Source organism: Rhizobium sp. 1399 (genome assembly GCF_031455475.1).
Lineage (GTDB): Bacteria > Pseudomonadota > Alphaproteobacteria > Rhizobiales > Rhizobiaceae > Rhizobium.
Map to the genome: position 1 here is coordinate 595497 of NZ_JAVDSU010000002.1, position 19188 is coordinate 614684.

Consider the following 19188-nt stretch of genomic DNA (forward strand, 5'->3'; position numbering starts at 1 on the left):
CTCAGGCGCCGTAGCGGCGCATCGTTTCACGGTTCGCCCGGACGGCTGCCACGGGATCGGCGGCGGCCATGTCTGATTCTTCTTCCAAGACCAGCCAGCCATTGAAGCGCGGCGCGGCAGCGACGATGTCGATCACGGCGGGCGTATCGCAGACCCCTTTGCCAAGCATGGCCCATTTGCCGTCTGCATCGACGTCCTTGAGGTGCAGATAGCGGATACGGTCCTGATAGGTTCGCAACGTATCCAGAATATCGTCGTGGCCGCGCAGAATATGGCCGGTATCGGGCACCCAGCCGACGAGGTTCCTGTCGATAAGCGAGAAGATCCGGTCATAATCGGCACGGTCGAACAGCAGCGTATTGTGGTGCGAGCTCGGATGCACAGCAATATCCACGCCGGAAGCCTTGCCCAGTTCGCCGGCCCGATTGTAGAACTCAGCGGCGATTTCGAATTTCGCCTCCCGTGGTCCTTCGGAGACAACCGTCGCCGAGCCGATCGAAACGAGAGCGCCGGAAAAGGCGGCGGCGAAATCGATCCAGCGCTGTGTGGTCCTGAGATCGTTCTCGAGCTCTTGCCTGACGGTGAAGCCGGTTTTGGAGCCCATCGCAAAAGACACGAGTGTCAGGCCATGTTTCTTCAGGCTCGCGGCGAAATCATCGGGACTATCTGCGTAGTGGCCGATCATCGTGTCGGTAATCTCGATGCCCGCGTAGCCGCCCTCCGCAATGGCTTCCAGCAGATAGTCCGGGCCGCTATTCCAGTTTCTCCCGAGCATTTCCCAGGTGAATGTCTGGCAGCCGACTTTCAGGTCTTTGATACTCATGCCCATTCCTTGACTTCGACCTGCCTAGGCCTTCGTTGATATGCCGCCGGACCGGTATGACCGCGCTCTTGGCATGATGGTGAAGTGGCGACGTCCCCTGGCGAGCCGCGTGTGACGGTCGGATTGCTATTTCCGCATGGTTTATAAAAATTTATCGCGCGTCAAGAAATAAAATGTTCTATAGCGATTGTCGCGGCAGCGATGCCCATCGATGATGGGCTAAACATCTGAAATTGGTGGGGAGGCCAATTCATGAAAGCATATCCGGAAACCAGGCTGGGCATCGGCGTTATCGGCTGCGGCAATATCTCGATGACCTACCTGCGTAACGCCGCCTTGTTTGCCGGAGCCGAATTGAGGGCCTGTGCCGACATCTCATCCGACATGTCGGCGCTGAGGGCGAAGGAATATGGCATCCGGGCGATGGAGGTCGATGCGCTCCTGGCCGACCCAGAAGTCGACCTTGTCCTGAACCTCACCATCCCGGCCGTCCATTTCGACGTGACGATGTCGGCGCTTTCTGCGGGCAAGCACGTCTTCACCGAAAAGCCGCTCGCGACGTCGGCCGCCGAGGGCCGCAAGCTAGTGGCGGAAGCCGGAGGTCGCGGTCTTCTGTTGGGTTCGGCTCCCGATACATTCCTCGGCGCCGCCGGCCGGCGTGCACGAGGCCTGATGGATGCAGGTGCGATCGGCCGCCCGGTCAGCGGCACCGCCTTCATGTTCGGCCGCGGCATGGAACATTGGCATCCCAATCCGCAATTCTATTATCAGCCCGGTGGTGGGCCGATGTTCGACATGGGTCCCTATTACCTGACGATGCTGGTCAATCTGCTCGGCCCGGTGAAAAGCGTCATGGCGATGGCGACGAAAGGCCAGGAAGAACGGCTGATCACCGCTGATGGCCCCTTCAAGAACACGACGTTCAAAGTGGGCACGCCGACCAACGTGCTCTCGCTTCTCGAGTTTCAATCGGGCGCGACGGTGAATTTCGGTGCGTCGTGGGACGTCTTCCGGCACTCCAATCATCCAATCGAGCTGCACGGCACGGAAGGTTCGTTGCGCCTGCCCGATCCCGATACGTTCGGCGGAACGGTTTCGCTTTCCGAGCGCGGCGCCGAATGGAAGAATTTCGAAAGCGAGGGCGAACTGTATGGCGCCCTGAACTGGCCGTACAGCGCTCCCGCCCGCGCCAATTATCGCATGCTGGGCGTTGCCGATCTCGTCCGCGCACTTGGCGAGGGCAGGGCGCCGCGCGCCTCCGGCGATTTGGCCCTTCATGTTCTCGAGATCATGGAAGCGACCCTGGCATCCAGCGAGGCCGGGAGCGCGGTTGCGATTGCGGGCGCAGTCGCACAACCGCCGCTGCTCGGCGAAGATGAAGCCCGCAGCCTGCTTGCTTGAGGTGAAGCGATGAAAGATCGATTGGATCCCGGCGCCGTGCATGTCCTGGCGCTCGGTCGCGCCATAAACCAGCCACCCTTTGAGCGCGGGACAGTCAACGAGGCGCGCGCTGCCTATGACGGGGGTTGCCCGACATTGCAGGGCGATCGCGAGCCGGTCGCGGCCATCGAGGACAGAATAATTGCCGGGACGGGTGGCCCGATCCCGCTCAGGATCTATCGGGGCGCGGGCGCTCCAGACGCGGATGCACCGGCGCTTCTCTACCTTCACGGTGGCGGCTGGGTCGTCGGCACGCTCGACTCCCATGACGAGATCTGCCGGTGGTTTGCGAATATCGGAGCCTGCATCGTATTTTGCCCGGACTATCGGCTGGCGCCCGAGCACAAGTTCCCGGCGGGCCTGGAGGACTGCATATCGGCGCTTGCCTATATGGTGGAGCAGGCAAGCGCGCTCGGTATAGATCCAGATCGGATCGCGGTTGCCGGCGATAGTGCCGGCGGCAATCTGGCCGCTGTCCTGTCACTTCTCGCGCGGGATGGCGTTGCCCAGAAAATCTCGGCGCAACTTCTGCTCTATCCCAACACCGATGCCGGACAGACGACCGATAGCTATGTCAGGTTTTCACAAGGATACGGTTTGACTGCCTCGACGATGCGCTGGTTCCGCGATCATTATATCCGCGATGCGGCTGATATCGCTGATTGGCGCGTTTCTCCCCTGCGCGTCGGAAATGTGGCGGGTGCGCCACCGGCCTTCGTCGCGATTGCGGGCCATGATATCCTCGCAGACGAAGGCGAGGCCTATGCCCGCCGGCTTGCCGAGGCGGGTGTCCCTGTAGCCCTGCGGCGTTGGCAGGACCAGATCCATGGCTTCGTTTCCATGGGGCGGCACATTGCGGCGGCGCGGCGGGCGGTGGAAGAGGCGGTTGCCGGATGGCGCAGCCTCGTCGATCACGCCGACTGACGCATCACCAATGTACCGTCGAGGATGATTTTTCGTGCAACGACCTGCGTGGTGTCATTGTCTTCGTCCAGCATCGAAAGCAATGTGTCGACGCTGCTGCGCGCCATGGCGGTGAAGTCTTGCGCCATCGTCGTCAACGGCGGGCAGGTATAGCGGCTGAGAGGGTGGTCGTCATGGGCGGCGATGCGAAGATCGCTATCGCTTCTGCGGCCGACGCGAAGGCCGCGCGAGTGGGCAGCTGCCATCGCGCCGAAGGCGAGGCGATCGTTCGCGCAGAGAATCGTCCTGCCCGGGAGCGTTCCAGCCGCGATCATTGCGTCGGTCTGCTCATATCCCATACGTTCGAAATCCCAGCCGTAGCTCTCGGTGGCGCCAAACACGACCGGTTCGAAACCGAGCGACTCCATCGTGGCGATATAGCTTGCCAGCCGCTCCCCGGAATTGTGATTGACATGCGGAATGTCGAAATATGTTGGCGGCTCGCCCGATCGGCAGAGATAGTCGACAATTGTCGCGACGCTTTGGGCGTTGTTGTTGCCAATGAAGGGCGTGTCGCCTTCGATGAACGTATCGAAATAGACAATGGGAATGCTCTCCCGGAGTTTTTCGAAGATGCCAGGCTCGGAAGAGAGACCGAGAGGCGCGATGATCGCGCCGGCAGCCTTCAAGGACAGAAGCGTGTTCACAGCCTCGGCTTCAAGATCTGGCAAGCCATGGGACGAAATGACGATTGGCCAGTAACCTTCACCACGGACGAGCAATTCCAGACGGTTGACCATTTCGGCATAGAATGGATCTGTGATGACAGGCACGACAATGCCGATGTTCCGTGTTCTCTTGCGATTGAGATTGCGCGCATAGAGATTAGGACGGTAGTCCGATGCCGATAGCGCCTCCTCGATGCGTTTGCGCGTCCCCGGCTTTACGCTGCTTGGGTTATCGAAATACCTAGAAAGCGTTGGACGAGAAACGCCACAGGACCGGGCGAAATCGTCCATGGTTTTGATCGTCATCTTGTCCATTGGCAATTCTGGTTGCACTGCGCCAGGGCTCGTCTGCGTCAGCCGATATCGCAAAGGCGGTCAGTGTGAAGGCTTTCGAACTGCGTTTGTAGCCCGACAATGTCGCATGCGCAAAATTTTTTGTTACATAAAGCAAAATTGGCAGCGCAGCCGCCTCTACACATAGCGCACTTCGACTCCCAACTTGTCCAGCCGACTGCGAATCCCGTGCGGCATGCCGGTGTCTGTGATGATCAGATCGACCCGGGAAAGCGAAAATGCCTTGGACGAGGCGCCAATATCCCACTTGCTGGAATCCGCCACGAGGATCACGCGCCTCGCCATGCGGACCAGATTGCGTTTGGTGCGTGCAATGTCTTCCGAGACATCGACGACATCGAATGCGTGATCGATGGCATGAGCGCTGAGGAACGCCTGGTGGGCGACAAGACCGCCCACGGCCTTGTCGGAATCCGAGACGATCGTGCTGACGGTGCTGGGAAAAACCCGGCCGCCAATCATATGCACGTCCAGGCCCGGCCGATACATCAGATGCTGCGCGATATTCATGGCGGTTGTGGCCACCACGACGTTATTGACCGGGGGCATTTGCATGGCGACCTGCAGCAGGGTCGAGCCGCTGTCGAACACAATGGACTGGTTGTCGATGATCTGGCGTGCCGCCATCTGCGCGATGCGTCGTTTGGCATCGAAATTGCGGTTCATCCGTTCTTCGAAGGCTGCCGCGGGCGAGCTGGCCGGCAATGCGATCGCGCCGCCATGCGTTTTGATGAGTTGCTTCTTGGCATCCAGAATTTCGAGATCGGATCTGATGGTCACCTCGGAGACGCCGAAGTTTTCCGCCAGCTGCGTGGTGCGCGCTTGGCCGGTCCGCTGAAGTTCCAGCATGATCTGATGTCGCCGTTGTTCCGCAAGCATGTGTGACCTCGAATTCCTTTCGAATAAGTGACGGCACCGAGCTTTCGAAAATCGAAAATGCACGGCAACCACTGTGGTCAAAAAAACACGAGAAAAGACGATGTCGGCACGTGTCTAGCCAGCATTCCCGTCATCTTAAATCAAAACGAAAGAAATCGAAATATTGAACATTCGTTTATTTTCGAGTTAGGGTCTCAGCGCGAAATCAAACTTGTAAAGGGACAGCATCGATATGGGCCTTGGAACCAAAATTCGCCTGTCACGGCTGTTTTCACATCCGTCGGGGCATTTGTTCGGTGGTGCGGTCGACCACTTCGTTGGCTATGGCAACGTCCGTGAGGGCGGCCTGGCGGATCTGCCGGGCGCACTGAAGCGGGTGATGGCCGGAGAGCCGGACTATATCAGCATTCAGCCTGGGGCTGCGCGCCATTTGTGGCCTGCCTATGCCGGCAAGGCGGCGCTGGTCATTCAAGCCGGCTGCTTTACGCCAGACGATCGAATCCGTCAGTTGATCGCGACCCCCGAGGACGCGGTGCGCTACGGTGCCGATGCTCTGGCCGTTGCCATTCCGGTGCGCGGCAATACGGAAGGCGAATATATTCGCTGGCTTACCGATACTGTCAACGCCGCTGCTCGCTTTGAAATGCCGGTCGTTGCTCATGTCTATCCCCGCGACTATTCAAACGGCGGCAAGATCGTATTCACTCCCGATGAAATCGCCTATGCCGTGCGGATCGGGTTTGAGACAGGCGTTGACGTGATCAAGGTCGGATACACCGGGGACTTCGGTTCATTCCAAGAAACCGTGGCCACTTGCCCGGTTCCCATCGTTATCGCGGGCGGTCCGAAAACGGAAAATCTGCTCGGGGCTCTGACCCAGACCGCCGACGCCTTGCGGGCGGGAGCGAAGGGCGCCGTGGTGGGGCGAAACCTTTGGGGACACGGCGATACGACGATGGCGGCGCGCGCCTTCAAGCTAGTCATTCACAGCGGTATGGCGCCGCAAGAGGCGCTCGCTGCCGCGGGCGGTTGACGGGTGACACACAACCTTCAGGTTCTGGGCTTCGGGGCTCTGGCGATCGACGATATCATCTATGTCGATCGACCGCTGAGTGCCGGCAAGGGAAAGGTGACGAGTCGCGCCCAGGACCACGGCGGCAATGTCGCGACGGCCCTTGTTGCGGTCGCAAAGCTGGGGGGACGGGCTGGTTTCATCGGTTGGCTGAGTGATCGGCCTCTTAGCGATATCAGCGCCCGCGAGCTTGAACGGCATGGGGTCGATATATCCTTTGCGCCGCGCCGCCCCGATGCCAGGCCAATACGGTCGGTGATCACGGTCGGACCTGAAGGCGACAGGTTTATCGCCTATGACGATGATGTGCCGCACGGAACCTCCGAGGCATTGGCCGACAGCACTCTTGCACAAGCCCAGGTGCTGTTGATCGACGGCTATGCCACCCACGCCGATACGATCGTTGCGCGCGCCCGCAAGCTGGGTCTGGCGGTGGTGGCAGACATTGAATGGACGATCGGGCCTGCGACCGAACGATTGATGAGCCTGTCCAACCATCTCGTATTGCCATTGAAATTTGCGCAGACTTATTCCTGCGAAACCGATCCGACGTTGATCCTGCACAAGCTTTGGTCTGACGACCGCACCGCAGTCGTTCTGACTGACGGTGAGCGAGGATCCTATATCAGGCAGACGGGAGACGCCGTTTTGTGGCATGTTCCGGCCTACGAGGTCAAAGCGGTCGACACGACGGGCGCCGGAGATTGCTTTCACGGCGCTTATGCTTTTGCGCTGACACAGGGAAAGCAGCCTGTCGACTGCGCCGTTTATGCAACTGCCGCAGCCGCGATCTCGGTGACAGGCCCGGGTGGCCGCATGGCTCTGCCGGATCAAAGCGCCTGTCTCGCGTGGCTGGCGAGGGAAGATGCGTCCGCGCCCAGACCGATTGCGCCGCCAGACTGAGAGTTCATCACACTGGTGCCCTGGACGATCGGATTAGCACTGCGCAGATGACGGTTTCGGTTCGATCTGAAACAGCGCCGGGAGGGGCTGTCTTCAGGATTGGATGGCGATGATACTAAGGAGGAAGTGCCGTGGCTGTTGTTGTACTGGACAAGATTTGCAAGACCTTTGGAACCAAATTCCACGCGATCAAGGATCTTAGCCTGACGATAAATGATGGCGAGTTCCTCATCCTCGTCGGCCCTTCGGGATGCGGAAAATCGACGGCATTGCGCATGATCGCCGGGCTGGAGGAGATCAGCAGCGGGACCCTGAGCATCGGTGGAGAGAATGTCGAGGATCTCGCGCCGAAGGACCGGGATATAGCGATGGTCTTTCAGAATTATGCGCTCTATCCGCATATGACAGTGTTCGAAAATATTGCCTTCTCGATGAAACTTGCGGGCAAGAGCAAGGAAGAGCGCACGAAGCGGGTCCACGAAATAGCAAAGACCCTTCAGTTGCATACGCTGCTCGACAGCAAACCGGCCGCGCTCTCCGGCGGCCAACGCCAGCGGGTCGCCATGGGACGCGCCATGGTGCGGGAACCGGCAGCTTTTCTCATGGACGAGCCCCTGTCAAACCTTGATGCCAAGCTGCGCGTACAAATGCGCGCCGAAATCGTCAGCCTGCAAAGACAGCTTGGCGTGACGACGATCTATGTGACGCACGACCAGACCGAAGCCTTGACCATGGGCGACCGGGTTGCCGTCCTGAAGGGCGGCGTCCTTCAGCAGGTCGACACGCCAAAGACATTGTATAGCCGGCCGGTCAATGCCTTCGTTGCGGGTTTCATCGGCTCGCCGTCCATGAATCTGTTCGAGGGCCGCTTGCAGAACGGCAGGATCGATCTGTCGACCTTTTCCATACCGGTCGCGACGGCCGCATTCGAGCAGTCTCCCGGTCTGACGGCGTTCGAAGGCAAGACGATCATCTTCGGCATTCGCCCGGAAGACCTTTACGACAGCGGTCTTGAATCGGGATCACGCTACGCGACGATCCCGGCGCTTGTAAAATCGATCGAGGAACTGGGCTCGGAGCTGATCGTTCATCTCAAGATCGAAGCAGTGCGGATCGACTCCGGTGACCCCGATGCCGTCGAGGACTTGAGCGGTGCGGCAAACGCCGTGGCGAAGTTCGAAGCCGCCAGCACAGTCCAGCCCGGCGTAATGACCAACCTGGCGATCGATGTGGCCAAACTGCACTTCTTCGATCCCCAGACGCATCTGGCAATCTAGCAGGATCCGCGGTGGCGGACCTGGTTGGAGGGCGCTCGCAAGAGCGCCTGCTTGCTTCATCGTTGACAAGTCTTCGCCGATCTTCGCCGGCCGGCTTTGCGCGTTCCGTATCGAGAGCGCAGGATCCCACGCCCGTCTCGTAACCCTCCAACTTTGCAGCCACAGGTCAGGTTCTTTTGGCGCCCATTGGCACCTGAGAGCTACTTTAAACTGTGATGCGGGCCGCAAACGACCCTGCCGAACCCTGCTTTTCCCAGATCGCCAAGCCTTTCATTTGTTTTCCTTTGGGCGACGCGGCTTTCATTTGTTTACGAAAGTAAAGAAAAAATGCGACACGAGCAATATGACAGAAAGAAAAAAACGTCTCGAAATCCGAAGACAAAGCACATAAAAATCAACAGCTTAATGTCATTTTTATCGCTCCTGGAGCCTTCTTACTTTTTCCGATCGCAGTTCTTCATTGACAGCCAGATGCCTAAAGGAACCTACTTTGGTCTCGATCGGGAGGATCGAGCAAAAATATCATTCCTAGGGAGGGAAACATGAACGTCAGAAGATATATCATGGCGGCTCAGTCGGCTGTGGCCGCTTGGGCACTATGCGCCACCTGCGCCTTTGCTCAGACCAATCTCGAGTTCATCCAATGGTGGGAACCAGAAATGCCCGCCGGCGCTCTGCGCAGCATCATGGACGACTTTGAAGCCAAAAACCCCGGCATCAAGGTGACGCTCGTCAGCGGTCCTTATTCCGCCACCCATGATCAGATCGTTGTGGGCGCAGCGTCCGGGACACTCAGCGATGTCGTCGGCCTCGACGGCGCATGGGTCAACGGCCTGGCAAAGCAGGGCGCGATCGCCTCGATGGACAGCCTGATGGCTGATGCCAAATATGATCAGAGCCAGATCGCCGATATTATCAAGGTCAACGGGCAAAGCGTCATGTTCCCGCTTGCCTCGTTCGTCTACCCGGTCTTTGTCAACCTCGATCTGGCAAAGGCGGCCGGCGTCGAAAAGATGCCGACAAACCGTAGCGAATTCGCCGCTGCCGCGAAGAAGATGACCAATGCGGACAAGAATCAATACGGTTGGGTGCTACCGCTTTCGCTGCAAAATCCTGGCGGCATCCAGAATGACGTGATGTCCTGGGTCTGGGCATCCGGAGCATCCATGCTGAAGGATGGCAAGCCCGATCTGGAAAACGCCTCCGTCGTCGGCACGCTTGAATACATCAAGTCGCTGCAGGACGCCGGCGTCATCTCGCCCGGTATTTTTGCCAAGAAGGAACAGGACAAGGTCGAAGAGTTCGTCAACGGGCGTGTCGGCATGATGATCGACTCGTTGGCGCACATCAATCTCATTCGCCAGCGAAATCCCAATCTGAAGTTCGGCATCTCCGCCCTTCCAGCCGTCGACGGCTACACCGGCAAGCGCGGGCTGCCCTATGCTTCCTGGGGTATCGGCATCAGCGACAAAAGCGAGCACAAGGCGGAAGCCTGGAAGCTCGTCGAATATTTGATGAGCCCGGAGGTGAACAGCCGCCTCGTGTCGATCGCCAATGCCTTCCCGGGCAATATCCACGCCAAACCCGATTTCTCCAAGTCAGACCCGCTGTTTGAAGAAGCCTTCAAAATCTTCCAGAGCGGGAAGCTCGCCAACGAATTCGTCGGACTGCCGGTGGCTGAAGATCTCATGCGCCAGATGAACGTCGAAGTTCAAAAGATGTTCGACGGTCAGCAAGGCGCAAAGGAGGCAGCCGCCAATACGCAGAAGCAATGGTTGGCCGAATTCGCCAAGTAGTCTCCCAAGACGGTAGCGGCAGCGTGATAGACTTCGATCACGCTGCCGCTACACCGCGACGAAGCAATGCGTTACGACCAGGGAGAAATTACCTCTCATGAGCCTCGCCACAGAAACATCGATCCGGACGCGTGTTAAAGTTCGAAGGCCCGGCATTCTTTCCTACAAGACGCGAAAGAGGCTTTTACCCTATCTATACGTCGCACCCGCGACGTTTCTTTTCTGCCTGCTGATGCTGTTTCCCATGCTCACTGTCCTGCGCTATTCGCTGATGGACGGTGCGATCACGAAGAAGGACGCGTCCTTCGTCGGTTTGCAGAACTATGTGACGATCTTCAAAGATCCGGTTTTCTGGCAGTCGGTCGGACAGACACTCTACTTCACGATAATGAGCGTCATCTTCCATCTTCTGATCGGTCTGGCCTTCGCCCTTTTGCTCAACAGCCAGCGTGTCGATCCGTTGATCAGAAGCATTCTGCGGGTTCTCTACATTTTGCCCTGGCTCTTCACGGCGGTGATCATAGCGATCATCTGGCGGCTGCTCCTGGACCCCAATGGCGTCGTCAACAGCATTCTGATGACGCTCCATATCATTGACTTCAAGGTCGAGTGGTTTTCTTCAACGAGAACCGCGCTGCATGCGCTGACCTTTGCGAATATCTGGGCGGGATACCCGCTCTATATGGTCAGCCTTCTCGCTGGCCTTCAGGGCATCCCCAAGGATCTCTACGAGGCTGCCGGCATTGACGGGGCCAATGAGTTCCAGAAATTCCGCTACATCACGATCCCGCAATTGATGCCGATCATCATCAGCATCGCCTTGCTTGATTTCATCTGGACGATGCAGGTCTTTCCCCTCGTGTGGATGACGACGGGAGGCGGTCCGATCTACGCGACCGAGGTGCTCAGCACCTACACCTACAAACTCGCTTTTTCGAGTTATGAATTTTCGCGCGCGTCGGCGAGCGCAATCTTCATTCTGATCATCTCGATGGGCGCCACATATTTCTACATCAAACATCAGAAGGCCAGGTGACCGGCAATGGCAAAACGCTCTCTCAGTCGCACCATAGTGCCAACACTCCTGACATATCTCGGGCTGGCGGTCGGGCTAGTCTTCGCGGGTTTTCCGATCCTGTGGATGTTCTTCACGTCCTTGAAATCAAATACCGAGATCTTTGCCCTGCCGCCGCGGCTGCTGCCCGACCAATTCACCAGTGTCGCCTATCTTTCGATCTTCAACGACCCAACGAAGGTTCGCTTCTTTATCAACAGCTATCTCGTCGCTGGAGTGGTAACGGTTCTGACGGTGCTGATCGCCATCCTGACGGCCTATGCTTTCAGCCGGTATTCATTCCGGCTCAAGAAAACGCTGAACGTGTTCATCATCAGCACGCAGACCGTGCCGCCGATCACGCTTTTGATCCCCTATTTCGGCATGGTCGTCGCCTTCGGTATTTTCAACACCTATTTTGCGCTGATTTTGACCTACATGGTCTTTACCCTGCCTTATGCGATCCTTCTCATGACGGGCTATCTCAATACCCTGCCAAAGGAACTCGACGAGGCAGTGCTTGTCGACGGCGGGTCGAGCTGGACGGCGCTATGGCGTGTGATCATCCCGCTGTCTGTACCCGGCATTGTCGCGACGGCGGTCTATACCTTTCTGCTGGCATGGAACGAATTCCTCTTCGCCCTGACTTTGACGAAGTCGATGGACATGCGGACTGTTCCGATCGGTATCGAATTGCTTATGGGGCAACATGCCTTCGAATGGAACGAGATGATGGCGATGAGCGTGCTGGGATCGCTCCCGCTTTTGGTTCTGTATCTGATTGCTCAACGCTACTTCCTAGCGGGCATGGCAGCCGGGTCGGTGAAGAGCTGAGTAGGCGAGAATCTCGCTTCGTCAATGTCGGATTGTCGTTCCTCCGTTCGTCCTCTGCCTGACAACGGGACAGGAGAGCGGCCGATGAGCAAAGAAACCAACGCGAATATCGAAGAAGAGACGATTGTCGCCATGCTGATGATGCGTGCCACCGCGCTCGGGGAAAAAGACGCCAAAGGCGCATTGTTCTACGAAACCGACGATTCTGTTGAGTTTTCGCTAGCACCACCACTCGTTTATCACGGCAATGACGAGGCAGGCCTGCAGGCCTGGTTCGACACCTGGGAAGGGCCAATCGGCAGCGACATACGCGATGCTAAGCTGACGGTTGGCGGAGACGTGGCTTTCTGGAGTGGCTTGTTGCATATGACGGGAACGAAGACCGACGGCACCGAAGTCGATCTTTGGTACCGCCAAACCCTTGGCCTCGTGAAGCAAGGTGGCCGCTGGATGGTGGCGCATCAGCATGCCTCCGTGCCCTTCGCCATGGATGGAAGCGGCCTCGCGCTGCTCGATCTGAAACCTTAAAACACCGGCTTCAGGGTGCCTTTCCACCAGTTTCATCCGATCGGCGCGAAGGCGACCGGACGAGATGGAGGCGGCCGGATTGCTTACAGCTGCGATGACGCCTTCTCGCCGGCATCGCTGGCCCCGACTGTCCGCTCTCCGGCGGATGGTCCCGCCGGAGCGCACACCAATCATCCAGCACTCAGTCCAAATTGAACATACAAGGGGAATGATGGACGGCCGTCAGTTGCGAGGGTGGCGACTATTTGCGAGTTCGGCCCGGAGCCGGAACACGCGATCGTGGCGCAACGGCGTCCCGTTGCGGATAGCGCCGTTATCCTGATCACCGTGCTGATTGGCGCGGATCAGGACTCGAACTGGTTCCGTTGCCACAGCTTGCTCTTACGAACAGTTCGTAGGGCAATAGCTGGGGCTCGGAAATTTCGCGGTCCTCTTCAATCAGGCGCAGGAGAGTCTGCGCTCCCAAAAATCCAAGCCGCCTGCGCGGCACGGAAATCGTGGTCAATGCCGGACTGAAGGCTTCGCCGACCGGATGATTGTCGAAACCGATGAAGGCGATTTGTTCCGGTACCTCTATCCGGTGTTCCTTGGCCACCTGGATTGCGCCGAAGGCAAGTTCGTCGCTGGCGCATAAGATGGCATCTGGCAGATGTCGTCTGCTAAGGATGCTCCGCATGGCCTCTCGCCCGGCGGAAATATCGAACGAGCAGAGATGTTGCACCTCGCCGTGTTCATGGAGACCGGCTTGTCGCATCGCGTTTCGATAGCCCTGCGCACGGGCGGCGAAAATCGGGCTCTGCTCCGGTCCCCCCATGTGTAGGATGCGGTTGCGGCCGAGAGAAAGCAGATACTGCGTTGCCTCAATTGCCGCCTTTTCATTGTCGATTCCGATGAAGGCAATCGCCGGATTTGCGACGGGTCTGGAGATCGCGACGATCCTGCGAGTGTATTGCGGAAGCTCTCCCAGCTCGGATGGCAGGCGGCCGTTGAGAAGGATGAGGCCATCGGCGGCCCCGGTAATCAGCTGCCGGGCGAGTGCAACTTCCCTTTCTTCGCTTCCTTTCGTGCTCCCGACGATGACGCCGATATTGTGTTCTTCGAGCGCCTCCTCGATCCCCAGTATGACCTCCGGATGGGAGAAAGCGGCAATGTTTGGAACAATGACGAGGATCTGGTTGGCTTTTCGGGATCGGAGCATGCGAGCATTATGGTTCGCAACGTAACCGCTTTCCCTGGCGATCTCTGCAATTCGCGCACGCGTTTGCGGGGTCACGGCGGGCGATCCCGAGAGGGCCCGACTGACAGTGGATGGATTGACGCCTGCGAGCCGGGCGATATCAACGATCGTGATGCTCGCCTTGGCTCTTGCCGCCTGTCCTTTGGTTTTTGGTAGGGTCACGGGCGGTCAGCGCTACCGTTTGAAAGGGAATGAACGCCTCCCTGGTCATCTTGCAACCTCATTCAGGCTCCTCAACCTCGTCGACGTAGGGCGCGATGACGAGGTCCGCGACGACGGAAGCATATTTTGCCCGCTCCTCGGGATTGAGACCCTCGTCCGTAATGATGCGGTTGATCCTTTCGATGGGCGTAGTGCGATAAATCGCCCTGCTACCGAAGCGGCTACTATCGATCAAAAGTGTCGTTTCAACCGACGCGTCGATCATGGCGCGTTGCAGCTGAACCAGTTCGAGTGACGTGTCGCTTGCGCACTCCGTGTCGACTGCCTGAGAAGACAGGAACAGATGATCGCAACGCAGCTCGCGAACGAAATTGATCGCCGTTTCCCCAAGCAGGGAATAGGCCCCCGGACGACAGATCCCGCCAGGCACCACGAGCCTGATATGGTCTTTGTTCACCAGGACATCTGCGACATGCACGTCGTTCGTTACGACCGTCAGCGGCGTTGTCAGTTCAGCGATGACATAGGCGAATTGATGCAGGGTTGAGCGCGAATCGATGAAGATGCTCTGCTCTGGCTGGAGGAGCTTTGCGGCCGCCACCGCGATGGCGCGCTTTTCTTCGACCGCCGTCTGGCGGGCTTCATCGACGAGCTGCTCGAAGGTCGTGTTGCGGCGAACACGGACAGCTCCCCCGTGGGTCCTTCTCACCACGCCCTGAGATGCGAGGAAATCGAGATCGCGGCGGATCGTCGAGATCGAGGTGTTAAGGCGCTTGGCGAGATCCTGGCTCGAGGCGACCTGGTTTGACGAAAACCATTCCATGATTTTCTCGCGCCGCTCGGCGGGCAAAAAGTCTTCCGATTGCGGTGTTTCCGTCTCAGCCAAGAGCAGACCCTCTTTCTTTCTCAATGGAGCGCGACCTTACAGAAACAGCAGGGAAACTGAAAGCAGGGGCGATCGACCGCCACCTCTAGTGGTCGACCGCCCGAGCGCGCCGGGCGGCCGATGATGATCTCGTTACAGAGTGACGTTGATATATTCCGAGCCGGCAGCGCCCACGCCCTTGTAGGCGGTCACCTCGATTTCAACGCGGAAATCCGGACCGCCGAGCGGCGGGCAGGTGACCGTGCTGCAAGGGTCGATGCCTCGGAACTTTTCGCCGACATAGGCCATAACGGCGGGAGCATCGGCAACGTTCGGAATGACGACGCGCGAACGCACGACGTCGGCAAGAGTTGCGCCAACCGCCGCAAGGGCGCCCTCGATATTATGGAAGCACTGCTTGGCCTGTTCGACCGGGTCGGTCGACATCTCGCGGGTCTTGTAATTGCGTCCGGCGGTGTTGGACACAAACACCCAGTTGTCGACTGCGACAACGCGCGAATAGCTTTCCTTTTCCTCATAGAGGCTGCCGGATTTGACTTTGGTCACCTTTACCACGGGTAAGATCCTTCCTTTGATGTGGGATTAAACGATCAGGCGGTTGCCGCCCGATGAGGTGTTTGCTCGGCGCCGAGGCGGTAGATCCGTCCGGCAAATTCGGCCGTGATGCGCTCTTCCTTGATGTCGCGGCGAATGGCCTCCAGGGACCGGCCGGAGGGCTCGCCGTAACCGCCGCCGCCGGGGGTCACCAGCTCGACCACCTGTCCCGCCTTCAACTGCACGGTTCCCGGCAGGTTCTGCTGGCCGTTTCCGAAATCAAAATGCGAACCGGTAGCCTGCAGACCGCCTTCAAGTCCCCAGGGGTAGACTGACAGCCGTCCACCCTCGACGCTGAACCGGCAATCGGCCTCGATGCGATAGACGCGCCGCAGCCCCATGCCGCCGCGCCATGTGCCGGCCCCGGCCGAGCCGTTGACGAGTTCATAGCGCAGCAGCGTCAGAGGATATTCCAGCTCGAGCGCTTCGACCGGAAGGTTGGAGGTATTCGTCATATGGACATGGACGCCGCTCAGCCCGTCTGCCGTTGGACGCGCCCCACCGCCGCCGCCGATGGTCTCGAGATAGACCCAGAGCGAACCATCTTCACGTGTGCCAGTGAAGAGAGCGCCGGTGCAGGCACCATTGCCTGCAGCCGTTACCCTGCCGGGCAAAGCTTTCGCCAGTGCGCCCTGGACAAGGTCGGCAACGCGTTGGCAAGCGGCGATACGTCCGTCGACAGCTGCAGGGTGCTTGCAGTTGAGCAGCGATCCGTGTGGCGCCTTCACGCTGATCGGCCGCGACAGACCGGCGTTCGGCAGGATGGTCGGGTCGATGACCGCCTTGACGGCATAGTAGCAGGTCGCAAGCAGGGCCGTGTAAATGACGTTCAGCCCGGCGGGGACCTGCGGCGGCGCATCGAAGGCGATGTGCATCGCATCGCCACTGATGGTGATGTCCACCTTGAGCTCCATGATATCGGAGAACTGGTTGCTGTCGAAGTAGTCCGTGAAGCTGTAGACCCCGTCGGGAATGGCGGCGATGCCGGCGCGCATCTTGCGCTCTGCATAGTCCTGGAGGGCGTCGCCGGCCGCCAGAACGAGATCCGCGCCGTATTTCGTGCAGAGATCCTGCATGCGCTGGACGCAAAGCCGGTTGGCTGACATCTGAGCGCGCAGGTCCGACAACCGCTCGTGCGGGACCTGGCAGTTCAGCAGGAACATGTCCTGCAGATCCTTCTGCAACTGGCTCTGGCGATAGAGCCGAACGGGCGGGATGCGCAGACCCTCCTGATAGATATGGGCGTGGCCGCGGTCGGCGAAGTCGGCGTGGTGGGCGGTATTGACGGCCCATCCAACCATCGTCTCGCCATGAAAGATGGGTTCTGCGAGTACGATATCCGGCAGATGCGTTGCGCCGCCCTCGTAGGCGTCGTTGCCCATGAACACGTCACCCGGCTTGATATCGTCGGCGGCGAAGCGCTTGTTGATATGCGGGATGATACCGATGAAGCTGCCGAGGTGCATCGGAATGTGCTCGGCCTGGCACAGGGTGTTTCCGTGCCGGTCGAAGAGGGCGGTCGAGCAATCGCGCCGCTCCTTGATGTTGGTCGAGTAGCTGGCACGCACCAGCGCCTCTCCCATCTCCTCGACGATCGATGTCAGCGCGCTGCCGATGACTTCCACGGTGATCGGGTCGATCTTGCTCATGCCCGTGTCTCCAGAATGAGGTTGAGATAGGGGTCGACCGTCGCCTGCATGTCCGGGAGGATGACGGTGGTGGTGTCCATCTGCTCGACGATTGCCGGACCGGCAATGCGGTTGCCTGGTTTCAGTTTTTCACGGGCATAGACAGGGCAGGGCAGGAAATCCTTGGCCTCGTCCATATAGACCTGCCGCGAGCCGATGACGGCGCCGTCACAGGATGGGCCAGCATCCGGCAATGAGGCGAGCTCGGCCTTGTTGACGACACCGGCCGCCTCGAGCCGCAACGTCACGATCTGGATCGCCTCGCCCTCGGCGATGAAACCGAAGCGCTGCAGATGTGCCTGCTCGAAGCCCTTGACCAGGGCGGCAAGAGTATCCGGTCCCACCGTGCCCGCAGGTACAGAGACCTGCAGTTCATAGTTCTGGCCGACATAACGCATGTCGGCGGTCCGATTGACGACACGCCGCTCGGCCTCGATGTCTTCCTGATCAAACCAGGCTCCTGCCTGGGCTTCGAGCGCTTGGAAACCGCTGATCATCGGCTCGACTGCGTTCTCATCGACCTTCATCAGGCGAGAGATGGCGAAATCGGAACGCAGATCGGTCAAAAGCAGGCCAAGGGCGCAGAGCGTGCCGGGCGTGAGCGGCACGATGATGCGGCTCATGTCGAGTTCCTTGGCGAGCCGAGCAGCGTGAAGAGGCCCCGCGCCGCCGAATGCCATCAGCGCGTAGTCGCGCGGATCATGGCCGCGCTGCACGCTGATCAGACGGATCGCTTTTGCCATGTTCGCCGTGACGACTGAAATGATACCCTGCGCCGTCTCCATCAGGCCGAGTCCGAGCTGATCGGCCAGGCGCTGCACAGCCTCGATCGCGAGGTCGCGCCGGACCTTCATGCGTCCGCCGAGGATTTCGACGGGATTGAGGGTCTGGAGGACGATGTTCGCATCGGTGACGGTCGCCTCCGTATTGCCGCGTCCGTAGCAGACCGGTCCGGGATCCGCCCCTGCCGAGCGCGGACCGACCTTCAAAAGGCCGCCGCTGTCGACAAAGGCGATCGAGCCGCCGCCGGCCCCGACGGTATGGATGTCCAGCATCGGCGCCTTGATCGGATAGCCATGCACGTTGGCCTCTCCGGTGAGCTTGCAGATGCCGCCCTGCAGCAGCGCCACGTCGCTCGACGTTCCGCCGACGTCGAAGGTGATGATATTGTCGAAGCCGGCCAGTCGTCCGACTGCTTGGGCCGCCACGACGCCGGTGCTCGGGCCGGAAAGGACGGTGCGGACCGGAAGCTGTGCGGCCATGTCAAAGCCGATGACGCCGCCGTTCGACTGGGTCAGCTGCGGGGCGACCGGCACGCCGAGCTCGCTCAAGCGCAGTTTGAGCCTGTCGATATAGCGCTGCATCACCGGACCGAGATAGGCATTCACGACCGTCGTTGACATGCGCTCGTACTCGCGAAACTCCGGTGCCACCTGATGCGAGGCACTGATGAAGACATCGGGCATTTCTTCGCGGAGGATGTCGACCACGCGCTGCTCGTGGGCGCTGTTTAAGAAGCCATAGAGGAAACAAACCGCGATTGCCTTGACGTCCTCCTCGGCGAGCTTGCGCACGGCCGCGCGCAGCTTTTCCTCGTCGAGCGAGCGATCCGTTGAGCCATCGCATTTGAGACGTTCGGGAACTTCCTGCCGGCGGTCGCGGCTGACGAGGGTTTCCGGCTTCTCGGCATTCATGTCGTAGAGGCTGGGGCGCTTCTGGCGGCCGATCTCCAGCAGGTCGCGGAAGCCATCGGTGGTGATCAGCCCGGTTGCGACGCCTTTCAGCTCGATCAGCGCGTTCGTGGCGACGGTGGTTCCGTGACCGAGAAAGGCCACATGTGCTGCGGTGCTGCCGACGGTCGCGAGCCCCTCCGAGACGCCGCTTGCAATTCCGCGTGAAGGATCGTCCGGTGTCGACGGTACCTTCCAGATGTCGAGCTTGCCGGTTTCGTCATCGAACAGGCAGACGTCGGTGAACGTGCCTCCGGAATCAACTCCAATTCTCAATGCCATGTCTTCACCCTCTGTGGC

General features: G+C 59.3%; 17 protein-coding genes. 9 read left to right on the forward strand and 8 right to left on the reverse strand.

All coding sequences use genetic code 11. From position 1 onward, the window contains the following. Nucleotide 1: 1 nt before the first annotated feature. The gene (locus J2X71_RS08875) at nucleotides 2-823 is read right to left on the reverse strand and encodes a sugar phosphate isomerase/epimerase (RefSeq protein ID WP_310381363.1); all 822 of its coding nucleotides are present in this window, start codon (nucleotides 821-823) and stop codon (nucleotides 2-4) included. A 252-nt stretch (nucleotides 824-1075) separates the two neighbouring features. On the opposite strand from J2X71_RS08875, the gene J2X71_RS08880 reads away from it, so the two are divergent. Further along, nucleotides 1076-2224, forward strand: a complete 1149-nt coding sequence (locus tag J2X71_RS08880; protein WP_310381366.1) for a Gfo/Idh/MocA family oxidoreductase — start codon at nucleotides 1076-1078, stop codon at nucleotides 2222-2224. A 9-nt stretch (nucleotides 2225-2233) separates the two neighbouring features. Next, the gene (locus J2X71_RS08885) at nucleotides 2234-3187 is read left to right on the forward strand and encodes an alpha/beta hydrolase (RefSeq protein ID WP_310381370.1); all 954 of its coding nucleotides are present in this window, start codon (nucleotides 2234-2236) and stop codon (nucleotides 3185-3187) included. Here the strand turns inward: J2X71_RS08885 and J2X71_RS08890 are convergent. Together J2X71_RS08890 and J2X71_RS08895 are read right to left on the reverse strand one after the other, a co-directional pair. Next, nucleotides 3175-4209, reverse strand: a complete 1035-nt coding sequence (locus J2X71_RS08890) for a LacI family DNA-binding transcriptional regulator (protein WP_310381373.1) — start codon at nucleotides 4207-4209, stop codon at nucleotides 3175-3177. The genes J2X71_RS08885 and J2X71_RS08890 overlap by 13 nt on opposite strands. A gap of 156 nt (nucleotides 4210-4365) precedes the next feature. Then, a complete protein-coding gene (locus tag J2X71_RS08895; protein ID WP_037097941.1) occupies nucleotides 4366-5127 on the reverse strand; it encodes a DeoR/GlpR family DNA-binding transcription regulator in 762 nt (253 codons plus the stop codon). Nucleotides 5128-5359: 232 nt separating this feature from the next. On the opposite strand from J2X71_RS08895, the gene J2X71_RS08900 reads away from it, so the two are divergent. The 7 genes from J2X71_RS08900 (at nucleotide 5360) to J2X71_RS08930 (ending at nucleotide 12591) form a co-directional block, all read left to right on the forward strand. Continuing rightward, nucleotides 5360-6160 carry a class I fructose-bisphosphate aldolase gene (locus J2X71_RS08900; protein ID WP_310381376.1) on the forward strand — a complete coding sequence of 267 codons (801 nt, stop codon included), beginning with the start codon at nucleotides 5360-5362 and terminating at the stop codon, nucleotides 6158-6160. Nucleotides 6161-6163: 3 nt separating this feature from the next. Continuing rightward, nucleotides 6164-7102 (forward strand): PfkB family carbohydrate kinase, encoded by a 939-nt coding sequence (locus J2X71_RS08905; protein WP_310381378.1) that lies wholly within the window; start codon nucleotides 6164-6166, stop codon nucleotides 7100-7102. A 131-nt stretch (nucleotides 7103-7233) separates the two neighbouring features. Further along, a complete protein-coding gene (locus J2X71_RS08910; protein WP_310381381.1) occupies nucleotides 7234-8379 on the forward strand; it encodes a sn-glycerol-3-phosphate ABC transporter ATP-binding protein UgpC in 1146 nt (381 codons plus the stop codon). 542 nt (nucleotides 8380-8921) lie between these two features. Next, nucleotides 8922-10175: a sugar ABC transporter substrate-binding protein gene (locus J2X71_RS08915; protein WP_310381384.1), complete on the forward strand. Its 1254-nt coding sequence runs from the start codon at nucleotides 8922-8924 to the stop codon at nucleotides 10173-10175. 97 nt (nucleotides 10176-10272) lie between these two features. Then, nucleotides 10273-11211, forward strand: coding sequence for a sugar ABC transporter permease (locus tag J2X71_RS08920; RefSeq protein WP_310381387.1), 939 nt, complete (start codon nucleotides 10273-10275; stop codon nucleotides 11209-11211). A 6-nt stretch (nucleotides 11212-11217) separates the two neighbouring features. Then, nucleotides 11218-12063: a carbohydrate ABC transporter permease gene (locus J2X71_RS08925; RefSeq protein ID WP_310381389.1), complete on the forward strand. Its 846-nt coding sequence runs from the start codon at nucleotides 11218-11220 to the stop codon at nucleotides 12061-12063. Between the two features lie 84 nt (nucleotides 12064-12147). Further along, the gene (locus J2X71_RS08930) at nucleotides 12148-12591 is read left to right on the forward strand and encodes a nuclear transport factor 2 family protein (protein ID WP_310381392.1); all 444 of its coding nucleotides are present in this window, start codon (nucleotides 12148-12150) and stop codon (nucleotides 12589-12591) included. A gap of 322 nt (nucleotides 12592-12913) precedes the next feature. Here the strand turns inward: J2X71_RS08930 and J2X71_RS08935 are convergent, their stop codons facing one another. The 5 genes from J2X71_RS08935 to J2X71_RS08955 all read right to left on the reverse strand — a co-directional run bounded on the left by J2X71_RS08935 (nucleotide 12914) and on the right by J2X71_RS08955 (nucleotide 19170). Next, a complete protein-coding gene (locus J2X71_RS08935; RefSeq protein WP_310381394.1) occupies nucleotides 12914-13990 on the reverse strand; it encodes a LacI family DNA-binding transcriptional regulator in 1077 nt (358 codons plus the stop codon). Nucleotides 13991-14048: 58 nt separating this feature from the next. Continuing rightward, a complete protein-coding gene (locus J2X71_RS08940) occupies nucleotides 14049-14876 on the reverse strand; it encodes a DeoR/GlpR family DNA-binding transcription regulator (RefSeq protein ID WP_310381396.1) in 828 nt (275 codons plus the stop codon). 132 nt (nucleotides 14877-15008) lie between these two features. Beyond that, a complete protein-coding gene (locus tag J2X71_RS08945; RefSeq protein ID WP_047522366.1) occupies nucleotides 15009-15431 on the reverse strand; it encodes a RidA family protein in 423 nt (140 codons plus the stop codon). Nucleotides 15432-15466: 35 nt separating this feature from the next. Continuing rightward, complete coding sequence (locus J2X71_RS08950; RefSeq protein WP_310381398.1) at nucleotides 15467-17119, reverse strand: hydantoinase B/oxoprolinase family protein; 1653 nt, start codon at nucleotides 17117-17119, stop codon at nucleotides 15467-15469. Continuing rightward, nucleotides 17116-19170 carry a hydantoinase/oxoprolinase family protein gene (locus J2X71_RS08955; RefSeq protein WP_222032795.1) on the reverse strand — a complete coding sequence of 685 codons (2055 nt, stop codon included), beginning with the start codon at nucleotides 19168-19170 and terminating at the stop codon, nucleotides 17116-17118. Before J2X71_RS08955 ends, J2X71_RS08950 begins: the two co-directional genes overlap by 4 nt. Nucleotides 19171-19188 lie beyond the last annotated feature (18 nt).